The following is a 23,960-nucleotide window of genomic DNA, read 5'->3' as shown; positions in this document are numbered from 1 at the left end:
TTGGTGAACCCCGGCCGGACTCCCGTCAGACCTCTTCGACGCTGCTCGGCTCACGCCGGGACAGGTCGATGCCGAGCTCCTCCGCAGCGCGGAAGACGTCCTCGTCGGTGTCACGCATCTCGATGGACATACCGTCGCTGGACAGCACCTCCACGTTCAGGCACAGGGACTGCATCTCCTTGATGAGCACCTTGAAGGACTCGGGGATGCCGGGTTCGGGGATGTTCTCGCCCTTGACGATGGCCTCGTAGACCTTCACGCGGCCGGTGACGTCGTCGGACTTGATGGTCAGCAGCTCCTGGAGGGCGTAGGCGGCACCGTAGGCCTCAAGTGCCCACACCTCCATCTCGCCGAACCGCTGACCACCGAACTGGGCCTTACCACCCAGCGGCTGCTGGGTGATCATCGAGTACGGACCGGTCGAACGGGCGTGCAGCTTGTCGTCGACCAAGTGGTGCAGCTTCAGGATGTACATGTAGCCGACCGAGATCGGGTCCGGGAACGGCTCACCGCTGCGGCCGTCGAACAGCCGCGCCTTGCCGGACGGGAGGACCATGCGGTCGCCGTCGCGGTTCGGCAGGGTGTTCTCCAGCAGACCGGCCAGCTCGTCCTCGCGGGCACCGTCGAAGACCGGGGTCGCCACGTTGGTGCGCGGGTCGACCTGGTCGGCGCCGATGACCTGCAGACGCTGGGCCCACTCGTCGGCCAGGCCGGAGACGTCCCAGCCCTGGCTGGCGAGCCAGCCGAGGTGGATCTCCAGGACCTGTCCCGGGTTCATTCGGGACGGCACACCCAGCGGGTTGAGGATGATGTCGACCGGGGTGCCGTCCTCCAGGAACGGCATGTCCTCGATCGGCAGGATCTTGGAGATGACGCCCTTGTTGCCGTGGCGGCCGGCGAGCTTGTCACCGTCGGTGATCTTGCGCTTCTGCGCCACGTAGACGCGCACAAGCTGGTTCACACCGGGGGGAAGCTCGTCGCCCTCCTCGCGGTCGAAGACACGCACGCCGATGACCTTGCCGGTCTCGCCGTGCGGCACCTTCAGCGAGGTGTCACGGACCTCACGGGCCTTCTCACCGAAGATCGCGCGCAGCAGGCGCTCCTCGGGGGTCAGCTCGGTCTCACCCTTCGGGGTCACCTTGCCGACGAGGATGTCGCCGGCGATGACCTCGGCACCGATGCGGATGATGCCGCGCTCGTCGAGGTCGGCGAGGACCTCCTCGGAGACGTTCGGGATGTCCCGGGTGATCTCCTCGGGGCCGAGCTTGGTGTCACGGGCGTCGACCTCGTGCTCCTCGATGTGGATCGAGGAGAGGACGTCGTCCTGCACGAGGCGCTGCGACAGGATGATCGCGTCCTCGTAGTTGTGACCCTCCCACGGCATGAACGCCACGAGCAGGTTCTTGCCGAGCGCCATCTCGCCGTTCTGGGTGGCCGGACCGTCGGCGAGGACCTGGCCCTCGATGACGCGGTCGCCCTCGTTGACGATGACCTTCTGGTTGACCGAGGTGCCCTGGTTGGAGCGGGCGAACTTGGCCAGGCGGTACGTGATGTACGTGCCGTCGTCGTTGGCGGTGGTGATGTAGTCCGCGGAGACCTCCTGGACCACGCCCGCCTTCTCGGCCTTGACCACGTCGCCGGCGTCGACGGCGGAGCGGTACTCCATGCCGGTGCCGACGAGCGGGGACTCGGACTTAATCAGCGGCACGGCCTGACGCATCATGTTCGCGCCCATGAGGGCACGGTTGGCGTCGTCGTGCTCGAGGAAGGGGATCATGGCGGTCGCGACCGACACCATCTGGCGCGGCGAGACGTCCATGTAGTCGACGTCCTCGGGGCTGACGTAGTCGACCTCACCGCCACGGCGGCGGACCAGGACACGCGCCTCGGCGAACCGCAGCTCGTCGTTCAGCGTGGCGTTGGCCTGCGCGATGACGAAGCGGTCCTCCTCGTCGGCCGTCAGGTAGTCGACCTCGTCGGTGACCTGGCCGTCGATGACCTTGCGGTACGGGGTCTCGACGAAACCGAACGCGTTGACCCGGCCGTAGGAGGCGAGCGAGCCGATCAGACCGATGTTCGGGCCTTCCGGCGTCTCGATCGGGCACATACGGCCGTAGTGCGACGGGTGCACGTCACGGACCTCGAAGCCGGCCCGCTCACGGGACAGACCACCCGGGCCCAGCGCGGACAGACGCCGCTTGTGCGTCAGCCCGGACAGCGGGTTGTTCTGGTCCATGAACTGGGACAGCTGGCTGGTGCCGAAGAACTCCTTGATGGAGGCGACGACCGGCCGGATGTTGATCAGGGTCTGCGGCGTGATCGCCTCGACGTCCTGCGTGGTCATGCGCTCGCGGACGACGCGCTCCATACGGGCCAGACCGGTGCGGACCTGGTTCTGGATGAGCTCGCCCACGCTGCGCAGACGGCGGTTGCCGAAGTGGTCGATGTCGTCGGTCTCGACGACGATCGTGTCACCGTTGTCACCGGTGGTCTCGGTCTCGCCGGCGTGCAGCTGCACCAGGTACTTGATCGTCGAGATGATGTCCTCGACGGTCAGGATGCCCGCGTCGAGCGGGGCGTCCGCACCCAGCTTCTTGTTGACCTTGTAGCGGCCGACCTTGGCGAGGTCGTAGCGCTTGGGGTTGAAGTAGAGGTTCTCCAGCAGCGTCTGCGCGGCCTCACGCGTGGGGGGCTCACCCGGACGCAGCTTGCGGTAGATGTCGAGCAGCGCGTCGTCCTGGCCCTGGGTGTGGTCCTTCTCCAGGGTGGCGCGCATCGACTCGTAGTCGCCGAACTCCTCGAGGATCTGCTCGTTGGTCCAGCCGAGCGCCTTCAGCAGGACGGTGACGGACTGCTTGCGCTTGCGGTCGATGCGGACACCGACCATGTCGCGCTTGTCGATCTCCATCTCCAGCCAGGCACCCCGGGACGGGATGATCTTGGCCGAGAAGATGTCCTTGTCGGACGTCTTGTCGATGGTGGAGTCGAAGTACACACCCGGCGAACGGACCAGCTGCGACACCACGACACGCTCGGTGCCGTTGATGACGAAGGTGCCCTTGTTCGTCATGAGCGGGAAGTCGCCCATGAAGACGGTCTGGGACTTGATCTCGCCGGTCTCGTTGTTGGTGAACTCGGCCGTCACGAAGAGGGGCGCGGCGTACGTGAAGTCGCGCTCCTTGCACTCGTCGATGGAGTTCTTCGGCGGCTCGAAGCGGTGGTCGCGGAAGGTCAGCGACATCGACCCGGAGAAGTCCTCGATCGGGGAGATCTCCTCGAAGATCTCCTCCAGTCCGGACTTGGTGGGGACGTCCTGACCGTTCTCCAGAGCCTCCTCGACGCGAGCCTTCCATGCGTCATTGCCGAGCAGCCAGTCGAAGCTCTCGGTTTGCAGCGCGAGAAGGTTCGGAACCTCGAGGGGCTCCTTGATCTTTGCAAAGGAGATGCGCAGCGGGGCGGTGCTGGCGCCGTTGTTCATATTCGCGGTCGAGGCAGTGCGCGAGGCGGCCAAGAGGGGGTCCTTCCGAGGGCTCGGACTCACTACGCGCGTACCGGCCCCTCACCGCCGCACCAAGACAGACGGTTCCTCATCTGGCTGAATAGCCAGGTCAGACGTGTCTGGTCATCGATGCTGAGGCGAGGGCATGCCCCTGGTGACGGGCAGGGGACAGCTAACAGGCAGCGCAAAGGGTCAGTGTAGCCACTTGGCACACTGATGTCCAGTGCGGGTTTTTCGAGACCCTTGATGTTGTCAACGCCTGCGGCATGCCTGCCCTCAACGCACGTTGATACTGCCCTCTTCGCCGTCGATCCATGCCTCGGATTCGGATCCTCGTGACGACGCGTCCTGAGAATTGCGCGCTGCGTGCGGTTCGTCAAGGCCCCCCAAGCCCAAAACGGATGCTGCCATCGTCACTTGCAACCTGCCACCAGGGGAGCTCGGGGCACGACGATGATCACCATACCCCTCCCCGCCACGGGTGCAAGGCAGCCACCACCACCCCCGGGGAACGCCGAAGAGCGACCACCCAAATGGATGATCGCTCCTCGGTGCGTTCGCGTTACAGCCCTGGGGGGCTGCTCTCAGCGCGCGGGGATCGGAGAGACTCCGACCCGTCGAACGTCAAGGTCTTACTTGACCTCGACGGAGGCGCCGGCGCCCTTGAGGGACTCGGCGGCCTTCTCGGCGGCGTCCTTGGCGACCTTCTCGAGAACGGGCTTCGGGGCGCCGTCCACGAGGTCCTTGGCCTCCTTCAGACCCAGCGAGGTCAGCTCACGCACGACCTTGATGACCTGGATCTTCTTGTCGCCGGCGCCGGTGAGGATGACGTCGAACTCGTCCTTCTCCTCCTCGGCAGCGGCCTCGCCGCCACCGGCGACGCCGCCGGCGACCATGACCGGGGCAGCCGCGGCAGCGGTGACGTCGAACTTGTCCTCGAAGGCCTTCACGAACTCGGAGAGCTCGATGAGGGTCATCTCCTCGAACTGGGCAAGCAGCTCGTCCTGGGTGAGCTTCGCCATGATGGCGGTCCTTCCACTCAATCGGCAGGTGCCGGATGTACTGGATGAGGCGGGCGTACGTCGGCCCGCTAAGACCCTCGCCTCACGTCGGCGAGGATCGGAAAGCGAGCCGAGTTACTCGGCACCGCCCTGCTCGGCCTGCTTGGCGCGCAGCGCGTCCACGGTGCGGACGAGCTTCGACGGCAGCGCCTGGAAGACGGAGGCAGCCTGGGACTGCTTCGCCTTGAAGGCACCGGCCAGCTTGCTGAGCAGAACCTCGCGGGACTCGAGGTCCGCAAGCTTCTTGATCTCGTCGGCGGTCAGCGCCTTGCCGTCAAGGACACCGCCCTTGATGACGAGATTCGGGTTGTCCTTGGCGAAGTCACGGAGACCCTTCGCCGACTCCACCGGGTCACCGGTGACGAAGGCGACGGCCGTCGGACCAGCGAAGAGCTGGTCGTCCAGCGTGATCCCGGCCTCGTTGGCCGCAATCTTGGTCAGCGTGTTCTTCACCACGGCGTACTGGGCGTTCTCACCGAGCGACCGGCGCAGCGTCTTGAGCTGCGCCACGGTGAGACCGCGGTACTCGGTCAGCACGGCGGCGTTGGAGCTACGGAACTTGTCCGTCAGCTCGGCAACCGCGGCAGCCTTGTCGGGCCTCGCCATAGAGCCTCGGCCTCCTTCCGGGTGATTCGGACCGCGCGGACCCGAAGGAGGACTGGGGAAAACGAAACGCCCCGGCGCAGGCGCACGGGGCGGACTCGACCGGACGGACGTGCGACGACGCGCGTACTCCGGGAGTTCTTCCACTGTCACCTGCGCGGGTCGTCCGCACTTCAGCGGATCCTTCGGCCACCGCGCCCTCGTTCGAGCGCACGGTAACGACCAGCGGTCTTTGGCTTCTGTAGGAGAGTAAGGGAACGGGTCCCCGTCAAGCAAATCCGCCCCGGGCGGTCACCGTCAGGCGTGCCGCCCGGGGCTTCGTGCCGACCCGGCCATGCGCTCCCGGCGGCCCCTGCTCCGGCATCCGGCCGCTCGTGCGGTGGCTCGGTTCAGTTCGTGGTGGTCCGGCCGGCCGCGGTGTCCGCCGAGGCGCCCTGCTTCTTCAGCAGCTTGGTGAAGTCCTCGGTGTCGGCGGCCGGGGGCGGGGTGACCGAGACCTTGACCCCGTAGTCCCGGTAGTAGGCGGTGCTGGTCATGGTGCCGGCCGCAATGGTGCCCTTCTCGACCTTCTTGACCAGCAGGTTCTGGTCGTTGATCCAGATGTCGACGGTCTCGGTGGTGACGCCTGCCCGGCTGAGCTGCTTCTTCAACTGGGCGAGCTGGCCGGCGGAGAGGTCCTTGTTGCTCCGGTCGGCGAAGTCCGCGACGTTCACCGTCCCGGCGTAGTGCGTGGTGTGTTCGCCGGAGAGCTGCTCCTCTCCGACCTTCTTCACGTCCCCGGAGGCCAGCAGCAGCTTCACCGTCTGGTTCGGGGTGTTGTTCTGCAGCTGGTCCTGGAGGTAGGCGCCGGAGCCACCGCCGAGCCGGGCCATCTCGTCGTACCCGTACCGCAGCCAGTGCTTGCCGCCCGCCTGCTGCGCGAACGTATCGGTCATCTTCGCGTAGTACGCGTCGGGCAGGTACCTCGCCTGCATCGACGTGCTTCCGGCCTTGCGCATGACCTCGGCCAGGGTGCCGCCGGTGTAGGTGATCGTGATGTTGCCGGTCAGGCCATGGCCCCAGCTGAGCGCGCCCTGGGCCTTCATGGACATCGCGGTGCCGACGCTGATCGTGCCGTCCACCCGGGCGGAGTCGGCCTTGTCCGTCGACTGCTCGGCGGTCCGCAGGGCGGCAATGGGGCTGACGTGCGTCACGCCCTGCCCGCCGCTGCCGGACGCGCCGGAGGATCCCGACAAGCCGCAGGCGGAGACCCCCGTCAGCGCGGTCGCCACCGCGATCGAGAGGGTCGCGCGGCGCACGGTCGTGCTCTTCATTTTTCGTCCCACCCCTTGTGATTGCCGTGCTCCGCACGCTAGCGCAGGGCACCGACAGACGTTCGCGAATAACCGCGGCGGACAACCGCGCCCGCGTACGGCCCCCGGGCATACGGCCTCCGCACATGGGGACGGGCCCCGCACCTCGGAGGTTGCGGGGCCCGTCGTCCGACTGGGGTGAACCGTCAGGCTCAGACCGCGGCCGGGTCCTCCTCGACGAGGAGGTTGCGGGTGCGGTTCGGGTCGACCGGAATGCCGGGGCCCATCGTGGTGGTGATGGCGGCCTTCTTGATGTAGCGACCCTTGGCGGCGGACGGCTTCAGACGGAGGATCTCCTCCAGCGCGGCGCCGTAGTTCTCCACCAGCTTGCTGTCGTCGAACGACGTCTTGCCGATGATGAAGTGCAGGTTCGAGTGCTTGTCGACACGGAACTCGATCTTGCCGCCCTTGATCTCGGTGACGGCCTTGGCGGTGTCGGGGGTGACGGTGCCGGTCTTCGGGTTCGGCATCAGACCACGCGGGCCGAGGACGCGGCCGAGGCGGCCGACCTTGCCCATGAGGTCCGGGGTGGCGACGACGGCGTCGAAGTCCAGACGGCCCTTCGCCACCTCGTCGATCAGCTCGTCGGCACCGACGATGTCGGCGCCCGCGGCACGCGCGGCCTCGGCACGGTCGCCGGTCGCGAAGACCAGGACCCGGGCGGTCTTACCGGTGCCGTGCGGAAGGTTCACGGTGCCACGGACCATCTGGTCGGCCTTGCGCGGGTCGACACCCAGACGGAAGGCGACCTCGACGGTGCCGTCGAACTTGGTCGTGGAGGTCTCCTTGGCGAGACGGACGGCCTCGAGCGGGGCGTAGAGCTTCTCCCGGTCGACCTTGGCGTCCGCAGCGCGGAGAGCCTTGCTGCGCTTGCTCACAACTGCTCCTGTGTGTTCTGAAGGAGGCGTGGTACGGGCCGAGCAGGCCCTGCCACGCGCGGCAGACCGTGCCTGCCGCGATGTTCTACGAAGGTGGGGTCAGCCCTCGACCGTGACGCCCATGGAACGGGCGGTGCCGGCGATGATCTTCGCGGCAGCGTCCAGGTCGTTGGCGTTGAGGTCGGGCATCTTGGTCTGGGCGATCTCGCGGACCTGCGCCTCGGTGATCTTGGCGACCTTGGTCTTGTGCGGCTCGCCGGAGCCCTTCTCGACGCCCGCGGCCTTGAGGATCATCTTGGCGGCCGGCGGAGTCTTGGTGATGAAGGTGAAGGAACGGTCCTCGTAGACCGTGATCTCCACCGGGATGACCCAACCGCGCTGCGACTCGGTCGCGGCATTGTAGGCCTTGCAGAACTCCATGATGTTGACGCCGTGCTGACCCAGCGCCGGGCCGACCGGCGGGGCCGGGTTGGCGGCGCCGGCCTGGATCTGGAGCTTGATGAGCCCCGTGACCTTCTTCTTCTTGGGAGGCATGCTCTCTCCGGGTCCTTAGTGAGAGTTGTTTCGCCTCCACCCTCGTGGGTGATCCCGATCGTCCGGATCATCCGGATGGAGGCATACCGCACAACGATAACGGGTATTGATGCGCAGCCAAAAACCGAGCAGGTCAGACCGGCTTCGGCAGCCTGTCTGACCTGCTCGGAAGTGCTGGGTCCGAAAGGACGTCAGTTCTTCTGGATCTGGTCGAAGGAGAGCTCGACCGGCGTCTCGCGGCCGAAGATCTCCACCAGGCCCTTGACCTTCTTCGAGTCGGGGTTGATCTCGTTGATGGTCGCCTGCAGCGTGGCGAACGGGCCGTCGGTGACGGTGACCGAGTCGCCGACCTCGAAGTCCAGCACCTGGACCTCGACCTTGCGCTGCGGGGCCGGCTTGCCCTCGGCCTCGGCGGCCTCGCGGGCGGCCTTCTCCTCGGCCTCCGGGGCGAGCATCTTGACGATCTCGTCCAGGGACAGCGGGTACGGGTCGTAGGCGTTGCCGACGAAGCCCGTGACGCCCGGCGTGTTGCGGACGACGCCCCACGACTCGTTCGTCAGGTCCATGCGAACGAGGACGTAGCCGGGCAGCTTGTTCTGCCGGACGGTCTTGCGCTCGCCGTTCTTGATCTGGACGATCTCTTCCTCGGGCACCTCGGCCTGGTAGATGAAGTCCTCGACGTTCAGCGAGACGGCGCGCTGCTCCAGGTTGGCCTTCACGCGCTTCTCGTAGCCCGCGTAGGTGTGGATGACGTACCACTCGCCGGGCAGTGTGCGCAGTTCCTCGCGGAGCTTGGTGACCGGGTCGAGCTCGGCCTCGGGCTCCTCCGCGGCGGCTTCTTCCTCGGTGGCCTCGTCCTCGACGACCTCGTGCTCGTCCACCACGTGGACGGCGGCCGACTCGGCCGGCTCGCCCGCGGCGGCTTCGACAGCCTCGGCCTCGTCGACCTCGTCCGCGCCCTCGACGATGTCGAGCTCGTCATCCACGGACTCGACGGCCTCCCCGCGAGGCTCCATGGCGTCGTTCAGGTTCGGGTCAGACACGGTGGCTGCTTCTTCCTGGATACATAGGGGTGGAACATGCGAAAACGGGCGCCGGTAACCGCGGCGCCCTTCGCTCTTTGCTCAGCCGAAGACGTACTTGGTCGCGTGGTTGAGCCCATAGTCAATCACGGTCACCAGGGCGATCATGATGGCAACGAAGAAGATGACCACGGTGGTGTACGACGTCAGCTGGTTACGCGTGGGCCAGACGACCTTGCGGAGCTCCGCGATGATCTGACGGTAGAAGGTGGCAAGGCGCTTGAGCGGGCCCTTCTTGGCCCGCTTGCCACCCTTGCGGGCCTTCTTCTTGGTCTCCGTGACCTCGTCCTGGGCATCAGGCGTGTCGATGGAGCCCACGGCGTCCGTCATTCGTCCTCACCTGATTCCGGGTCGTGGCCGTGCCGCTTGCCCGGTCGAGCCGCACGGCGGTGCATTTCTGTACGTACATGCGCACACATCCTGGCGAAGGTGTGTGTAGCAGGGCCGGAGGGACTTGAACCCCCAACCGCCGGTTTTGGAGACCGGTGCTCTACCAATTGAGCTACGACCCTTTGTGTGTCCCCCAACGTACCGCATCCGACCGGATGCTCGGTGTGCACCGGGTGCAGCAGCGGCTGCTGAAGGCCAACGAGGTGAGAGTGTACGTGGTCCCGCGCCGGTCGTCGAACAGAAAGTGTCCGTCGGGGTTTTCGGAGCGGAAGATCGCCTGGCCGAGGCCCGGATCCGGACGGATGTTCTGAGACGTGACACATCCTGTTCAGTCTGTGAAACCCGTGTGCCGCGGCCGTTTCCGGTCTGAAACGATGGACCGCATGAGCGCTGCAACCCCTCCCACCGAGCGCCGGGTCTCCGCCCGAGTCGGCGCGATCTCCGAGTCCGCCACCCTCGCCGTGGACGCCAAGGCCAAGGCCCTCAAGGCCGCCGGGCGTCCGGTGATCGGCTTCGGCGCCGGCGAGCCCGACTTCCCGACCCCGGACTACATCGTCGAGGCCGCGATCGAGGCCTGCAAGAACCCCAAGTACCACCGCTACACCCCGGCCGGCGGCCTGCCCGAGCTGAAGTCCGCCATCGCCGCCAAGACGCTGCGCGACTCCGGCTGGGAGCCGGACGTCTCGCAGATCCTGGTCACCAACGGTGGCAAGCAGGCCATCTACGAGGCCTTCGCGGCGATCCTGGACCCGGGCGACGAGGTCATCGTGCCCGCGCCTTACTGGACGACGTACCCGGAGTCGATCCGCCTGGCCGGCGGCGTCCCGGTGGAGGTCGTCGCGGACGAGACCACCGGCTACCGCGTCACGGTCGAGCAGCTGGAGGCCGCCCGTACCGACAAGACCAAGGTCGTGCTCTTCGTCTCCCCCTCCAACCCCACCGGCGCGGTGTACTCCGAGGCCGAGACGGAGGCCGTCGGCCGCTGGGCCGTGGAGCACGGCCTGTGGGTGCTGACCGACGAGATCTACGAGCACCTGGTGTACGGCGACGCGGTCTCCGTGTCACTGCCGGCGCTCCTGCCCGAGCTGCGCGACAAGTGCGTCGTGGTCAACGGCGTCGCCAAGACGTACGCCATGACCGGCTGGCGCGTGGGCTGGATCATCGGTCCCAAGGACGTGGTGAAGGCCGCGACGAACCTCCAGTCGCACGCCACCTCGAACGTCTCGAACGTCGCCCAGGTCGCGGCCCTGGCCGCGGTCTCCGGCGGCCTGGAGGCGGTCGCGAAGATGCGCGAGGCCTTCGACCGCCGCCGCCGGACCATCGTGCGCATGCTCAACGAGATCGACGGTGTGCTCTGCCCGGAGCCGGAGGGCGCGTTCTACGCGTACCCGTCGGTGAAGGCGCTGATCGGCAAGGAGATCCGCGGCAAGCGCCCGCAGAACACGGTCGAGCTGGCCGCGCTGATCCTGGAGGAGGCCGAGGTCGCCGTCGTCCCGGGCGAGGCCTTCGGCACGCCGGGCTACCTGCGGCTTTCGTACGCCCTCGGTGACGAGGACCTGGTCGAGGGCGTGAGCCGGATCCAGAAGCTGCTGTCGGAGGCGCGGGACTGACGTCCCACGTCTCACGTAACGGACCACCGGGTGTCTTGACCCGGTGGTCCGTTTCTTTTGCGAGCAAGACCACTTGTTTGTGCGAGCAAGGCCACGAACGGGGAAAACGCTACCGGGACCCGCGGGACGTACGGCAGGATCCTGGAATGGAGCGTGTACGTGATGTCTCTGAGCTGCCGAAAGCCCATCTGCACCTGCACTTCACCGGGTCGATGCGGCCCACCACCGTGCTGGAACTGGCCGACAAGTACGGCGTACGACTGCCCGACGCCCTGACGGAGGCCCTCACCAGCGGGGAGCCACCGCAGCTGCGGGCGACCGACGAGCGGGGCTGGTTCCGCTTCCAGCGCCTGTACGACGCCGCGCGCTCGTGCCTGCGGGAGCCGGAGGACATCCAGCGGCTGGTGCGGGAGGCGGCGGAGGAGGACATCAGGGACGGCTCCGGCTGGCTGGAGATCCAGGTGGACCCGACCTCGTACGCGCCGCGCCTGGGCGGGCTGATCCCGGCGCTGGAGATCATCCTGGACGCGGTGGAGACGGCGTCGCGCGAGACGGGCCTCGGGATGCGGGTCCTGGTGGCAGCCAACCGCATGAAGCACCCCCTGGACGCGCGCACGCTGGCCCGCCTGGCGGTTCGCCACCGCGACCGGGGGGTGGTCGGCTTCGGCCTGTCGAACGACGAACGCCGGGGCATGGCACGGGACTTCGACCGGGCGTTCGCGATCGCGCGGGACGGCGGCCTGTTGTCGGCGCCGCACGGCGGCGAGCTGACGGGCCCGGCCTCGGTCCGCGACTGCCTGGACGACCTGCACGCCGACCGGGTGGGCCACGGGGTGCGCGCCGCGGAGGACCCCCGCCTGCTCCGGCGCCTGGCGGACCGGGGCGTGACCTGCGAGGTGTGCCCGGCGTCGAACGTGGCGCTCGGGGTCTACGAGAAGCCGGAGGACGTCCCACTGCGGACGCTGTACGAGGCCGGCGTCCCGATGGCCCTGGGCGCCGACGACCCCCTGCTGTTCGGCTCCCGGCTGGCGGCCCAGTACGAGATCGCGCGCCGGCACCACGCCTTCACGGACGAGCAGCTCGCGGAGCTGGCCCGCCAGTCCATCCGCGCGTCGGCGGCCCCGGAGGACGTGCGCACGAAGCTGCTGTCGGGGGTGGACGACTGGCTCGGCGGTCCGGCCGTCCGTGGCGGGTACGGGACGGAAACGGCCTGAGACGGATCAGGACCCCGGGGCCCGGGTGGGAAGCCCGGTGAGTGTCCTCACAGGTTCACGCCCACCGTCACCGGCTCGTTCACGAGGGTGACGCCGAAGGCCTCGCGGACCCCCGCCACGACCTCGCGGGCGAGCGCCAGCAGGTCTTCCGTCGTCGCCCCGCCGCGGTTGGTGAGGGCGAGCGTGTGCTTGGTGGAGATGCGGGCCGGGCCGGTGCCGTAGCCCTTGGTGAAGCCCGCCTTGTCGATCAGCCAGGCCGCCGAGGTCTTGGTGTGCCCCTGCCCCGCCGGATACGCGGGCGGCTCGACGCCGTCGCCCAGCCGCTCCCGCACGCGCGCGTGGAAGGCGGCGAAGTCGGCATCGGTGAGGATCGGATTGGTGAAGAAGGACCCGGCCGACCAGGTGTCGTGGTCCTCGGGGTCGAGAACCATGCCCTTCCCGGCACGCAGCTTGAGGACGGTGTCACGGGCCGTGGCGAGCGGCACCCGGTCGCCCGCCTGCACGCCCAGCACCCGGGCCGTCTCGGCGTACTTGACCGGCGCCGACAGCCCCTCCGCGTCCTCCAGCTCGAAGCGCACCCGCAGGACGACGTACCGCTCGGGGTCCGCCTTGAAGCGGCTGTGCCGGTAGGAGAACGCGCACTTCTCGTTCGCCAGGGTGACCGTCTCGCCCGCCCTGCGGTCGTAGGCGATGACCTCGGTGATCGTGGAGGAGACCTCCTGGCCGTACGCTCCGACGTTCTGGATCGGCGTCGCACCCGCGGAACCGGGGATGCCGGCCAGGCACTCGATGCCGGCCAGCCCGGCCTCGACGGTGCGGGCGACGGCGTCGGTCCACACCTCGCCGGCCGCCAGCTCCAGCGTGGTGCCGCGCAGCTCGACGCCGCGGGTGGCGATGCGCAGGGCGGTACCGTCGAAGCCCTTGTCGCCGATGACCAGGTTCGAGCCGCCGCCGATGACCAGCAGGGGCGTGCCTGCGGCGTCGGCCTCGCGCACGGCGTCGATCACCTCGGCGTCGGTGGTCGCGGTGATCAGCCGGGTCGCGGGGCCGCCCAGCCGGAAGGTGGTCAGCGGAGCCAGGGGCGCGTCGTGGAGTTCCTGCACGCGCCCAAGACTACGAGACGCCCCGGACACCCCGGCGCCCCCGTCGGGTGACCGGCCCCGCGGCCCCGCCCTGCCATGGGACGCGCGGACGCGTGCCGCGGCACGCAGACTCTGGCCCCCCGCCCCGCGCCGCGGCTCGGCGCGGGGCGGGGCCAGAGCCTGCGTGCCGGAGGTGTCGTCCGCCGCTGCCGGGGTGCCCGGCCGCCGTGGAGGAGACGCCGAACGCGCGGCAACGGGTATGCGGCCACGGGTATGCAACGGGGTATGGGATGCGCGGCTTCGCGAGTGTGCGTGCGCGTGCGCGTGGACCCCGTCCGGCCCGGGACGGGGTCCACGCGTGGGGTCAGTGGGCGGCGGTCTGGACGACAGGGGTCTCGGGGAGCGGTGCGGGCTCCGCGGTGGCCGCGTCCTGGGGGGCGCGGCGCCGGGCCGGGATCAGCAGGGCCGCGACACCGGCGAGGGCGACCATCGCGGCGCCCACGACGAGGGCCGGGCGCAGCCCGTCCACAAAGGTCTGGGCGCTCTCGTAGCCGCCGCGGGCGGTGAAGATCGACGACATGATCGCGATGCCGAGCGCGCCACCCACCTCGCGCAGCGCGTTGTTGGCGCCGGAGGCGATGCCCTGTTCCCTGGTGCCGACGCTGGACATGACCAGGTTGGAGGCGGGGGCGAAGAAGAGGGCCATGCCGACGCCACTGAGGATCAGGGCGGGCAGCTGGGCGGCGTAAGAGACGTCGGCGGACACCACGGACGCCATGTAGGCCAGCCCGGTGGCCTGCAGGAACAGTCCGGCGGCGACCACGGGCCGGCCGCCGATGCGGTCGGAGAGGATGCCGGCCACCGGCGCCACGAGCATCGGCATGCCGGTCCACGGCAGCATCCGCAGGCCCGCCTCGGTGGGCGAGTAGCCGAGCACACCCTGCATGTACTGGCTGAGCAGGAAGATCGACCCGAACATCCCGAGGAACATCAGCAGGCTCGCCGCGTTGATCCCGGAGAAGGCCCGGGAGCGGAACAGCCGCATCGGCAGCATGGGGTTCTTCGCGCGGATGCCGTGCACGACGAACGCCGTCAGCAGAGCGCTGCCCGCGATCAGGCCCGTAAGGACCAGCGAGTCGGTCCAGCCGTCGGCGGGCGCGCGGACCAGGCCGTAGACGATCCCGAACAGGCCGCCGCTGGCGAGCAGGGTGCCGTTGACGTCGAGCGGGGCACCGCTGCCGTGGGACTCGGCGAGGCGCAGACGGGCCAGCGGCAGCAGGACCAGCCCCAGCGGGACGTTCAGCCAGAAGATCCAGTGCCAGGACACGTGCTCGGTGAGGCTGCCCCCGATGAGCGGCCCGGAGGCGACCGCGAGCCCGTTGACGGCGCCCCATATGCCGTAGGCCATGCCGCGCCGGTGCGTGGGGACCGCGGCGGTCAGCAGGGTGAGGGTCAGCGGCATCATGATCGCGGCGCCGACGCCCTGCACCGCCCGGGCGGCGATCAGGGAGTCGATGCCGGGCGCCATGGCCGCCGCGGCGGACGCCCCGGTGAAGACGGTGAGCCCGGCGAGGAAGAGCCGGCGACGGCCGAACCGGTCGCCCAGGGCGGCACCGAACATGAGCAGAACGGCGAAGGTGAGCGTGTAGGCGCTCACGGTCCATTCCAGTTCGTCCAGCGCCCCGCCGAGATCGCGGCGGATGGACGGCAGTGCGGTGGTGACGACGAGGTTGTCGAGCGCCGCCATGAACCCGGCCACGCTGGTGATGACGAGGGCCCAGCCGACTGCGCCGCGGGGTGCGGCCGGTGCCGTGTTCGGTGCGGTCGTCGGGTCGGGTGTGGTCGGTGCTGACATCTCTCCCCCAGAGAGAATCGAGGTTAGTTATTGCTGACTAACTTCCGCGGCCATGAAGAACGGACGGCCGCCTCGCGATGATGCTTCCGGGTGCTTCCGGTCTGCGGTGGTCGGGCTACTTCTCCAGCCGCCCCTCGAGCCGGGCCGAGGTGTACAGCCCCTCCCAGACCCGGTGTTCGGGCGGGAAGCCCATGGACACCAGGCAGTTGATGAGCATGCCGTACGCCATGAAGGTCGTCGTCTCGTTCAGGTCCGCGCCGAGCGGCAGGTGCACGGTGTCCCAGAGCCGCATCCACCCGGTCCGCACCGCCTCGCCGAACTCGTGGTCGCCGGCCTCCTCGGCGGCGGCCACCGCGACGTACATCTGCATCTGCAGCATCAGCAGCTCGGGCCGCTCCGCGATGACCTCGGTGTAGGCGTGCGCCATGGCATGCACCGCCTCTTCGCCCTCCAGCCCCTCGGAGGCCTCCTGGAAGGTCCGGATGGTGTCGTCGACACACCGGTCGGCGGCTGCCAGGAAGATCGCCTTCTTGCCGGGAAAGAGCCGGAAGAGGTACGGCTGCGAGACCCCGACGCGCTTGGCGATCGCCTCGGTGGACGTGCCGTGGTAGCCACCCCGCGCGAACTCGCTCGTCGCCGCGCGGATGACGCTCTCACGGCGTTCTTCTGCGCTCATCCTGACCATGCGATGAAGTTAGTACTCAATCACTAACTTCGTCAAGGCCGCCGACGGCACAGGTAAGACGGCACAGGTAAGGGGCGCCCGCCCTTGCGGAACGCCCCTTACTCGGCTGCCGGACCCCGGTTACTCGCCTGCCGGACTTCGCCGCGTGACCGTCAGGCCAGCCGCACGACCGCCCGCGACATCCCGAGCACCTTCTGGCCGTCGCTCATGGCCGTCAGGTCCACCCGCACCGCGTTGTCGTCGAGCTTGGCCGCTACCTTGCCGGTGACCTCGATCGTGGCGCCCTTGTCGTCGTTGGGGACGACGACGGGCCTGGTGAAACGGACGCCGTACTCGGCCACCGCGCCCGGGTCGCCCACCCAGTCGGTAACGACGCGGATCGCCTCGGCCATGGTGAACATGCCGTGCGCGATCACGTCCGGCAGCCCGACCTCCTTGGCGAACTTCTCGTTCCAGTGGATCGGGTTGAAGTCGCCCGAGGCACCCGCGTACTGCACGAGGGTGGCGCGGGTCACCGGGAAGGTCCGAGCCGGCAGTTCGGTGCCGACCTCGACGTCGTCGTACGCGATCTTCGCCGTCATCGCCTCACGCCTCCTCGGCCGCACGGGCCACGAGCTTGGTCCAGGCGGTCACGACGTGCTCGCCCGCCTCGTCGTGCACCTCGCCGCGGATGTCCAGGATGTCGTTGCCGGCCAGGGACTTGATGCCCTCGATCGTCGAGGTGACCGAGAGCCGGTCGCCGGCCCGGACCGGGCGGTGGTAGGCGAACTTCTGATCGCCGTGCACCACGCGGCTGTAGTCGAGTCCGAGCCGCGGGTCCTCGACGACCTGGCCGGCCGCCTTGAAGGTGATCGCGAACACGAAGGTCGGCGGGGCGATCACATCGGGGTGACCGAGCGCCTTGGCGGCCTCCGGATCCGTGTACGCCGGGTTGGTGTCCCCGACCGCCTCGGCGAACTCACGGATCTTCTCCCGGCCCACCTCGTAGGGGGCGGGGGACGGGTAGGACCGCCCCACGAAGGACTGGTCGAGCGCCATGGCTCGGCACCTCCTGGGTGTCACTTGCTGTCGAACAACATGAGGAAACAACATGAGGCCGCCCCCTTGTTGCGGGGGCGGCCTCATGAGTGAGCCTTGGTTATCGCGTCTCGCGGTGCGCGGTGTGCGCGTTGCAACGCGGGCAGTGCTTCTTCATCTCAAGACGGTCCGGGTTGTTACGCCGGTTCTTCTTGGTGATGTAGTTCCGCTCCTTGCACTCCACGCAGGCCAGCGTGATCTTCGGGCGGACGTCGGTGGCAGCCACGTGAGTGCTCCTAAGACGAACGGGTGGGCTAGTTCAACGCAAGAAAGAGTAGCCGATCGAAGGACCGACCCCGCAATCGGCTACTGTCAGTAGCGGTGACCGGACTTGAACCGGTGACACAGCGATTATGAGCCGCTTGCTCTACCGACTGAGCTACACCGCTTTGATGAGATCGGCCCCGCCTCGCGGCGGGAACCTCTCACACCAGAGCCCCAAAACGGAATCGAACCGTTGACCTTCTCCTTACCATGGAGACGCTCTGCCGACTGAGCTATTGGGGCGAGCGATGAAGACATTACACGCTCGGCCGCCGTTCACCCAAATCCGTTTCGCGGCACTCGCGCCACGCACTCCGCCGTCCGGTACCCCGGCCGTTCGCACGCACCTCACGGGCGCCCCGGAGTCCCGCGCGGCGCCCGACGCCCCGACGGCCGGCGGCCACGCCGGTACGACTATTGCGCTCCTCCCCCGACCCGAAGGAGGGCCGCCATAGGCTCGACTCACTCTGCGTGATCTTGCACCCGCGTACGCAGTTACGAGCCGTCCGCCCCGAGCACCCGTCACCCGTCACCCGTCACTCGTCAGCCATTACCCATCACCCATGACCCATCACCCGCCCATCAACGGTCATCCGTCGCCCGTCCCCCGTCATCCGGCGCCCCCGCCCGTGGCCCGTCGCCCGTCCCCCGTCCTGTCAACCGTCGTACCTGGAGCACGATGCCCGAGAGTCAGTCGCAGCCGCCCGACTCGTTCTCGTCGTCGGGTTCGGCATCGGACTCGTCACCGGGTTCGGCATCGGATTCGACGTCGGGCTCGTCCGGTTCGTCGGGTTCATCGGGCTCGTCCGGCGGCTCGTCCGGATCGCCCGGGTCGTCCGGCTCGTCGGGACGGGCCGACGGGGGCGGGTTGCTGCTGTGCGGGGCCCGGCTGACCGACGGGCGGACCGTGGACGTACGGCTGGCCCGCGGACGTATCGAGGCGGTGGGCACGGCCGGAAGCCTCGGCACGGGCGGCAACCGCGCCGACGGGGCACGCGTGGATCTCAGCGGCTATCTCCTGCTGCCCGCCCCGGCCGAGCCCCACGCCCACGGCGACACGGCCCTGACCGCCGACGGCGACGGCGACGGCGACGGACCGGTGTCGTACGACCCGGAGGACGTCCAGCGCCGGGCGACCGAGGCCGCACTGCTCCAACTGGGCCATGGGGCGACCGCGCTGCGCGCACATGTGCGCGTGGGCGACGTGCAGGGGCTCGGCGCCCTGACCGCCGTCCTGCGGGCGCGGCGGGCGCTGCGCGGGCTCACCGAGCTGACGACGGTGGCGGTTCCCCGAGTGCTGACCGGGGCGGCCGGTGCGAACGGGCTGGCGATGCTGCGGGATGCGCTGAAGATGGGCGCGTGCGTGGTGGGCGGCTGCCCCGACATGGACCCCGACCCCACGGGCTACGTCGAGGCGGTCCTGGAGGTCGCCTCGGAGCACGGCTCACCCGTCGACCTGCACACCGACGGTGCCGATCCGGCCCGCCTGGCCCGGATCGCGGCGATGGCCGGACAGCTGCGTCCCGGGGTGACACTCGGGCCCTGCGGAGGCCTGGCACGGCTGCCCGCGGAGCTCGCATCGCGAGCGGCGGACCAACTGGCCGCGGCCGGGATCACGGTCGTGTGCCTGCCGCAGGGCGGCTGCGGGGTCGCCGAGCGACGCGGGACGGCTCCGGTACGGCTGCTGCGGGCGGCCGGGGTGCGCGTGGCCGCGGGCAGCGGGGCCCTGCGGGACGCGTCGAACCCGGTGGGCCGCGGGGATCCCCTCGAGGCGGCGTACCTGCTGGCCTCACGGCACGGTCTGCGGCCCGAGGACGCCTACGAGTCGGTGAGCACGTCGGTCCGGGCGGTGCTCGGACTGCCCGAGGTCCGGGTCGAGGCGGGCTTCCCCGCCGAACTGCTCGCGGTGCGCGGGGACCGGCTCGCGGGGGCGCTGTCACTCGCGTACAGCCGCATCGTGGTGCACCGCGGGCGCGTGGTGGCACGCACGAGCGCGGTCCGGGAGTTCTGCGACTCGGCGGCGGCGGTGGAACTGGGGCTGCCGCGGCAGGGGCGGGGGGAGTTGTCGTGACGGGAAGCCGGGGTCCGCAGGCGGGGGCGGTTGGGGTTTCCAGGTGCTGGTCGGGGTGACCAGGGCATGGCTGGGGTGGCCAGCGGCTGGTCGGGGTGACCAGGGCATGGCTGGGGTGGCCAGCGGCTGGTCGGGGTGACCAGGGGATGGCTGGGGTGGCCAGCGGCTGGTCGGGGTGACCAGGGGATGGCTGGGGTGGCCAGGGATGGTTGGGGTGGTCAGGGGCGTGGCTGAAGTCGTGCGGCGGATGCGGCCGTCCGGGCGTACGGTCGGAAACATGCGCATTGTCATCGCTGGAGGTCATGGTCAGATCGCGCTGCGGCTGCAGCGGCTGCTCGCCGCGCGCGGGGACGAGGTCGCGGGGATCATCCGCCGCGCCGAACAGGGCGACGACCTGCGGGAGGCGGGCGCCGAACCCCTCGTACTCGACCTGGAGTCGGCCTCGGTCGAGGAGGTCACGGAGCAACTGCGGGGCGCGGACGCCGCGGTCTTCGCGGCGGGCGCGGGCCCGGGCAGCGGAACGGCCCGCAAGGAGACGGTGGACAAGCAAGCGGCGATCCTGTTCGCGGACGCGGCGGTCCGGGCGGGCGTACGCCGTCATCTGGTCGTCTCGTCGATGGGCGCCGACGCGAACCACGAGGGCGATGAGGTGTTCGACGTCTACCTGCGCGCCAAGGGCGAGGCGGACGACTACGTCCGCAGCCAGGAGGCCCTCGACTGGACCATCCTGCGCCCCGGCTCGCTGACGAACGACGCCGGCACCGGTCTGGTACGCCTCGAGGCCCACACCGGCCGCGGCACGATCCCGCGCGACGACGTGGCCGCCGTACTGGCCGAACTGGTGGACACCCCGGCGACCGCCGGCCTGACCCTCGAAGTGATCAGCGGTTCGACGCCGGTTTCGGTGGCGGTGAAGTCGGTGGCGGGGAACTGAGGATGACGACCCGGGGTGGGCATCGGAGGAGCGGCCTCCGGATGAGCGGCCTCCGGATGAGCAGGTTCCGGTTGAGCGGGTTCCGGCAGGGCAGCTAGAAGAGCGGCAGCTGACCCGGAAACTCGGGAACGACGTACCCGTCCAACGATGGCTGTGCGGCCCCGAGTTGGGCTGCCCTCCGCGAGCCCGGGCAGGAGACGAGTTCGCCGCGGTCCTGCACTCCGGGCGGATCGTGCCGGGCGAACCGCCCGGCGACGACGGCGATTTCGCGACGGCACTCGGGGCAGGGTCTGCGGCGGGAGGACATGGGCCCAGTGTGCCCGCTGCGGCAGACGTACGCGCAGGGGGCGTGTGCCCGCGGGGCCGTGGGCACGGAAGGCCTGCGACGCCGTGGGCGCGGAAGGACCGCGACGCCGTGGGCACGGAAGGACCGCGACGCCGTGGGCACGGAAGGCCGGCGACGCCGTGGGCGCGGAAGGACCGCGACGCCGTGGGCACGGAAGGCCGGCGACGCCGCGGGCGCGGAAGGACCGCGACGCAGTGGGCACGGAAGGCCGGCGACGCCGCGGGCGCGGAAGGACCGCGACGCAGTGGGCGCGGGACGGTCCGCGGTCGTCTCCCGCCCGCTCAGCGACGCGGCGCGGGCGGCCGCAGGTCGAACGCGGCGGTGTTCAGGTAGCGCCGCATGACCAGTGCGATCGGGCGCTCGACGAACCGGTGTGCGAAGTACGACAGGACGATCAGGCCGCTCACCGTGACCCCGACCAGAAGCCAGGGGTCGACCCGGTCACCGTAGTGGTGCACGATGGTCATCCCGATGCTGTCGTGCAGCAGGTAGAGCGGAAAGGTCATCGTTCCCGCCACGGTCAGCCCTCGCCAGCGGATCCAGCGGGTCCAGCCGAGCGCGATGGCCGCGATCAGCAGGAAGAACACCGTGGTCAACAGCACCAGCCAGCCGCGCCAGGGCGACCAGGTGTCCCAGTTGTTACGACCCCCGACGGGCGCCAGCAGGAAGTGCAGCGCCAGCAGCCACGACATGGCGACGATGCCCCACAGCAGCGGTGTCGGGCGGTACCGGTACATCAGGTAGAAGGCCATGCCGGCGATGAAGTACGGCGCGGACGTCGGATTGACCAGCAGCGTGAGCAGCGGGATGCGCGCGCCGGGCGCCAGCACCGAGGCGACCGTCCACAACCCGCAGAAGATCACCACCCGCTGGTAGGTGAGGCCCTTCCACACCACGACCGCGAACGTGAGGTAGAAGCAGAGCTCGGGCCAGAGCGTCCAGTAGACCGGGTCCAGGTTGGGCACGCCGAGCGGGGCCTGGAGCATCGTGAAGTTCGCGAAGAGCAGCCGCGGGTTGGGGTGCCCGAACGGGCTGTCGGCGAAGTAGATGACGCACGACGACACCACGATCGCGATCCAGTACATCGGGTACAGCCGGGTGACCCGCGAGATGAAGAAGTCACGCGGGGTGCGCCCCCACGCGCTCATGCAGATGACGAAGCCGCTGATCAGGAAGAACAGGTCGACACCGAGCCGCCCGAAGGCGAAGTATCCGTGCGCTACGGGGAAGGTGCTCTGGTACGGCCGGCCCCAGATGCCGATCATCGACCAGGGGGTCTGGCCGACGAAGTGGAAGAGGACGACCGCCAGCGCCGCCAGGAAGCGCAGTCCGTCCAGAGCCACGAGCCGGCCCCTGCGGGCCTGCCGCCCAGCCACGATCACCCGTGCTCCGGATGCCGTCTGCGGCAACGACACTTCCGACGCGACCACCCCCTCGCTGCCCCGTAGCGTGCCCGTGTCGGCCGGACCCCTGTGATCCGTCTGGGTCATGCATCCCCCGTTCCGGTTTCAGTTGCTGACAGGGCCCTGGAACCCTCGATCACATGACCGGCGGGCAGACGGAATGGTTGCCGGGCCGCTACGGACCTTCCACTCGGAACGGCACAATCCGCTCCAACGGCTCCAAAGCCTCCGACCACACGGACGGCCCCGACGGCTCTCGAGGTGTCACGGTGCCTGCGCAGGTCGGGCGAGCGGTCGACGGCCGGGTCCCGGGCGGGCTGAGGGGTGAACACGCAGGTCCTTACTCCTTGCTACGAGCCCCGCCATCGAGTGGTTTTCCGGCCGCCGCAGGGCCCTGGGAGTCGGGGAGTGAGTTGCACATTCACCGACTTGCAGCCGTCGAGGCCGCTTCCCTTCTTCCACGAACCCAAACCCTCGGATGGGCCTGGCGGGTGATCACGTTCCCACGCGCCGGTGCGGAGCACCAGCGATATCCAGGCAAGAGGGTACGGCGCCGGACAGACCGCCTCGGCAGCCCGTCGTCGTCTCAGCTTAGTCCAGCCGGGACACCTGGTAATGACTGATGTACCAGCCGTCGTCCACGCACCTCACCAGAACGCCGAGGTTGACGCCCAGTGTGGGGCGGTCCGTGAACCCGAAGTCGACACCCAGATAGCCGAAGACGAGATCGTCGGCGAGTCGTCGAGTCTCGAGGACGCGGTAGTCGGCCGTCAGGCCGAGGGGCTGGGAGGCGTAGTAGTCGGCGATGCCCTGCCGTCCGACGCTGTACGGGTGCAGTCCCTGGAAGACGGCGTCTTCGGTGAACTGGGCGGCCACCTCCTGGGGCCGGTGACCGTCGACGGCTGCCTTCCACCGGTCGAGGACGGCACCGAGTACCGTCCCGGTCTCCGCGGTGGTGTCGGTGGTGTTGGTGGTGTCCGTGGCATCGGTGGTGTCGATGGCATCGGTGGTGTCGTCGGTGTCGGTGGTGTCGGTCTTCGGGGCCCCGGGGTCGAGGGGCAGCGACAGGGCGTCCTTGGCTTTCCTGGTCTCCTCGTCGGCGAGGACTTCGACGCGGTCGTCGGCGAGGGCCCGCACGGTCTGCTCGGCCACCTCGGCCGCACTGATCTTCGGCGCGTCCGTCCAGGCACTGAGTTCGGTGTCCACGAAGCCGGCATGTACGCCGACCACGAGGGTGCCCTGCTCCCGCAGCGCCTTCCGCAAGGCGTCCGTGAGTGACCACTGCGCCGCCTTTGCGGCCGCGTAACCCGGGAACAGCGGCTGTCCCACCCAGGAGGCCAGCGACAGCATGTTCACCAGTGCGCCACCGCCGTTGCGCGCCAGCACCGGCGCGAACGCCCGCGAAACCGCCCACGTACCGAAGTAGTTGACGTCCATCGCCCGGCGTGCCCCGTCGAAGGGCCCCTCCAGGAGCTTGGTACTCGCGCCGCCGATCCCCGCGTTGTTGACGACGACGGTGACGTCACCGGCCACGGCGGCGGCATCGGCGACCTGCTGGTGATCGGTCACGTCCAGGCGCAGCGGGGTGACGTCCTGATCCACCACCTTCGCCGGATCGCGGGCGCCCGCATAGACCTTGGCCGCGCCGTGTTCGATCAGGGCTCGGGCGAATGCGCGGCCGATGCCGCGATTGGCGCCCGTGACCAGGGCGACCGATCCTTCGATGTCCATGACGCCTCCTGTGTCCTCCTGGGCCCCTGGGCCGCTGCTCTCATGGTCCGCCTGCGCCGCGACCGCCGCAGCCACCGGACGAGGCCAGGGCCCGCAGGCAGCCCCCGGTGAGTCCCACGCCGCAGGCAGCCACTCGGCGAGGCCAGGGCCGCAGGCAGCCACCGGGCGAGGCCAGGGCCCGCAGGCAGCCACCGGTGAGTCCCACGCCGCAGGCAGCCACTCGGCGAGGCCAGGGCCGCAGGCAGCCACCGGGCGAGGCCAGGGCCCGCAGGCAGCCACCGGTGAGTCC

The 23,960-nt window shown here is 69.4% G+C and carries 22 protein-coding genes and 3 tRNA genes; 4 read left to right on the top strand and 21 right to left on the bottom strand.

Annotated elements, in window-relative coordinates:
* Positions 1 to 25 precede the first annotated feature (25 nt).
* The 9 genes from rpoB to AB0A61_RS03620 all read right to left on the bottom strand — a co-directional run bounded on the left by rpoB (position 26) and on the right by AB0A61_RS03620 (position 9,521).
* Entirely contained in the window at positions 26 to 3,511 is a 3,486-nt protein-coding gene (gene rpoB / locus AB0A61_RS03660; RefSeq protein ID WP_361285486.1) for a DNA-directed RNA polymerase subunit beta, read from the bottom strand.
* A 620-nt stretch (positions 3,512 to 4,131) separates the two neighbouring features.
* Complete coding sequence (gene rplL, locus AB0A61_RS03655; protein ID WP_361285483.1) at positions 4,132 to 4,521, bottom strand: 50S ribosomal protein L7/L12; 390 nt, start codon at positions 4,519 to 4,521, stop codon at positions 4,132 to 4,134.
* Between the two features lie 114 nt (positions 4,522 to 4,635).
* Positions 4,636 to 5,166: a 50S ribosomal protein L10 gene (rplJ, locus tag AB0A61_RS03650; protein ID WP_361285480.1), complete on the bottom strand. Its 531-nt coding sequence runs from the start codon at positions 5,164 to 5,166 to the stop codon at positions 4,636 to 4,638.
* A 386-nt stretch (positions 5,167 to 5,552) separates the two neighbouring features.
* Positions 5,553 to 6,476 carry a hypothetical protein gene (locus AB0A61_RS03645; protein ID WP_361285477.1) on the bottom strand — a complete coding sequence of 308 codons (924 nt, stop codon included), beginning with the start codon at positions 6,474 to 6,476 and terminating at the stop codon, positions 5,553 to 5,555.
* 191 nt (positions 6,477 to 6,667) lie between these two features.
* On the bottom strand, positions 6,668 to 7,393 hold the full coding sequence (gene rplA / locus AB0A61_RS03640; RefSeq protein ID WP_361285474.1) for a 50S ribosomal protein L1: 726 nt from the start codon (positions 7,391 to 7,393) through the stop codon (positions 6,668 to 6,670).
* 99 nt (positions 7,394 to 7,492) lie between these two features.
* Positions 7,493 to 7,927, bottom strand: a complete 435-nt coding sequence (gene rplK, locus AB0A61_RS03635; RefSeq protein WP_055493153.1) for a 50S ribosomal protein L11 — start codon at positions 7,925 to 7,927, stop codon at positions 7,493 to 7,495.
* Positions 7,928 to 8,118: 191 nt separating this feature from the next.
* Positions 8,119 to 8,970: a transcription termination/antitermination protein NusG gene (nusG, locus tag AB0A61_RS03630; RefSeq protein WP_361285471.1), complete on the bottom strand. Its 852-nt coding sequence runs from the start codon at positions 8,968 to 8,970 to the stop codon at positions 8,119 to 8,121.
* An 81-nt stretch (positions 8,971 to 9,051) separates the two neighbouring features.
* Complete coding sequence (secE, locus tag AB0A61_RS03625) at positions 9,052 to 9,339, bottom strand: preprotein translocase subunit SecE (protein ID WP_361285468.1); 288 nt, start codon at positions 9,337 to 9,339, stop codon at positions 9,052 to 9,054.
* A 109-nt stretch (positions 9,340 to 9,448) separates the two neighbouring features.
* Positions 9,449 to 9,521 (bottom strand) — tRNA-Trp (locus AB0A61_RS03620).
* A 261-nt stretch (positions 9,522 to 9,782) separates the two neighbouring features.
* Between AB0A61_RS03620 and AB0A61_RS03615 the strand changes: the two genes are divergently transcribed.
* On the top strand, positions 9,783 to 11,009 hold the full coding sequence (locus AB0A61_RS03615) for a pyridoxal phosphate-dependent aminotransferase (RefSeq protein WP_361285466.1): 1,227 nt from the start codon (positions 9,783 to 9,785) through the stop codon (positions 11,007 to 11,009).
* Positions 11,010 to 11,155: 146 nt separating this feature from the next.
* Complete coding sequence (locus tag AB0A61_RS03610; RefSeq protein ID WP_361285463.1) at positions 11,156 to 12,223, top strand: adenosine deaminase; 1,068 nt, start codon at positions 11,156 to 11,158, stop codon at positions 12,221 to 12,223.
* Between the two features lie 47 nt (positions 12,224 to 12,270).
* Here AB0A61_RS03610 and AB0A61_RS03605 read toward each other — a convergent pair whose 3' ends face one another.
* The 9 genes from AB0A61_RS03605 to AB0A61_RS03565 form a co-directional block, all read right to left on the bottom strand.
* On the bottom strand, positions 12,271 to 13,326 hold the full coding sequence (locus AB0A61_RS03605) for a UDP-N-acetylmuramate dehydrogenase (RefSeq protein ID WP_361285460.1): 1,056 nt from the start codon (positions 13,324 to 13,326) through the stop codon (positions 12,271 to 12,273).
* A 343-nt stretch (positions 13,327 to 13,669) separates the two neighbouring features.
* Entirely contained in the window at positions 13,670 to 15,160 is a 1,491-nt protein-coding gene (locus AB0A61_RS03600) for a DHA2 family efflux MFS transporter permease subunit (protein WP_361285457.1), read from the bottom strand.
* 115 nt (positions 15,161 to 15,275) lie between these two features.
* Positions 15,276 to 15,845, bottom strand: a complete 570-nt coding sequence (locus AB0A61_RS03595) for a TetR/AcrR family transcriptional regulator (protein WP_361285454.1) — start codon at positions 15,843 to 15,845, stop codon at positions 15,276 to 15,278.
* A 152-nt stretch (positions 15,846 to 15,997) separates the two neighbouring features.
* The gene (locus AB0A61_RS03590; RefSeq protein WP_361285451.1) at positions 15,998 to 16,426 is read right to left on the bottom strand and encodes a MaoC family dehydratase; all 429 of its coding nucleotides are present in this window, start codon (positions 16,424 to 16,426) and stop codon (positions 15,998 to 16,000) included.
* Between the two features lie 4 nt (positions 16,427 to 16,430).
* Positions 16,431 to 16,883, bottom strand: a complete 453-nt coding sequence (locus AB0A61_RS03585; RefSeq protein WP_361285448.1) for a MaoC family dehydratase N-terminal domain-containing protein — start codon at positions 16,881 to 16,883, stop codon at positions 16,431 to 16,433.
* A gap of 100 nt (positions 16,884 to 16,983) precedes the next feature.
* A complete protein-coding gene (gene rpmG / locus AB0A61_RS03580; RefSeq protein WP_003948671.1) occupies positions 16,984 to 17,148 on the bottom strand; it encodes a 50S ribosomal protein L33 in 165 nt (54 codons plus the stop codon).
* A 90-nt stretch (positions 17,149 to 17,238) separates the two neighbouring features.
* Positions 17,239 to 17,311, bottom strand: a tRNA-Met gene (locus AB0A61_RS03575).
* Positions 17,312 to 17,356: 45 nt separating this feature from the next.
* A tRNA-Thr gene (locus tag AB0A61_RS03570) sits at positions 17,357 to 17,429 on the bottom strand.
* A gap of 447 nt (positions 17,430 to 17,876) precedes the next feature.
* A complete protein-coding gene (locus tag AB0A61_RS03565; protein WP_361286271.1) occupies positions 17,877 to 18,137 on the bottom strand; it encodes a hypothetical protein in 261 nt (86 codons plus the stop codon).
* Here AB0A61_RS03565 and AB0A61_RS03560 point away from each other — a divergent pair.
* Together AB0A61_RS03560 and AB0A61_RS03555 are read left to right on the top strand one after the other, a co-directional pair.
* Positions 18,055 to 19,257 (top strand): amidohydrolase family protein, encoded by a 1,203-nt coding sequence (locus AB0A61_RS03560; RefSeq protein WP_361285445.1) that lies wholly within the window; start codon positions 18,055 to 18,057, stop codon positions 19,255 to 19,257. The two genes, AB0A61_RS03565 and AB0A61_RS03560, sit on opposite strands and share 83 nt — an antisense overlap.
* 277 nt (positions 19,258 to 19,534) lie before the next feature.
* Positions 19,535 to 20,191 (top strand): SDR family oxidoreductase, encoded by a 657-nt coding sequence (locus AB0A61_RS03555; RefSeq protein WP_361285442.1) that lies wholly within the window; start codon positions 19,535 to 19,537, stop codon positions 20,189 to 20,191.
* A 94-nt stretch (positions 20,192 to 20,285) separates the two neighbouring features.
* Here the strand turns inward: AB0A61_RS03555 and AB0A61_RS03550 are convergent, their stop codons facing one another.
* The 3 genes from AB0A61_RS03550 to AB0A61_RS03540 all read right to left on the bottom strand — a co-directional run bounded on the left by AB0A61_RS03550 (position 20,286) and on the right by AB0A61_RS03540 (position 23,671).
* Positions 20,286 to 20,498, bottom strand: coding sequence for a hypothetical protein (locus tag AB0A61_RS03550; RefSeq protein ID WP_361285439.1), 213 nt, complete (start codon positions 20,496 to 20,498; stop codon positions 20,286 to 20,288).
* Between the two features lie 320 nt (positions 20,499 to 20,818).
* Positions 20,819 to 21,880, bottom strand: coding sequence for an acyltransferase (locus tag AB0A61_RS03545; protein WP_361285436.1), 1,062 nt, complete (start codon positions 21,878 to 21,880; stop codon positions 20,819 to 20,821).
* 651 nt (positions 21,881 to 22,531) lie between these two features.
* Positions 22,532 to 23,671, bottom strand: coding sequence for an SDR family oxidoreductase (locus tag AB0A61_RS03540; protein WP_361285433.1), 1,140 nt, complete (start codon positions 23,669 to 23,671; stop codon positions 22,532 to 22,534).
* Positions 23,672 to 23,960 lie beyond the last annotated feature (289 nt).

Origin of the sequence: Streptomyces sp. NPDC046197 (genome assembly GCF_040646295.1) — a bacterium.
Classification (GTDB): Bacteria; Actinomycetota; Actinomycetes; order Streptomycetales; family Streptomycetaceae; genus Streptomyces.
The sequence above is the reverse complement of the archived record's forward strand: the minus strand, read 5'-3'. Positions and strand labels throughout refer to the sequence as shown.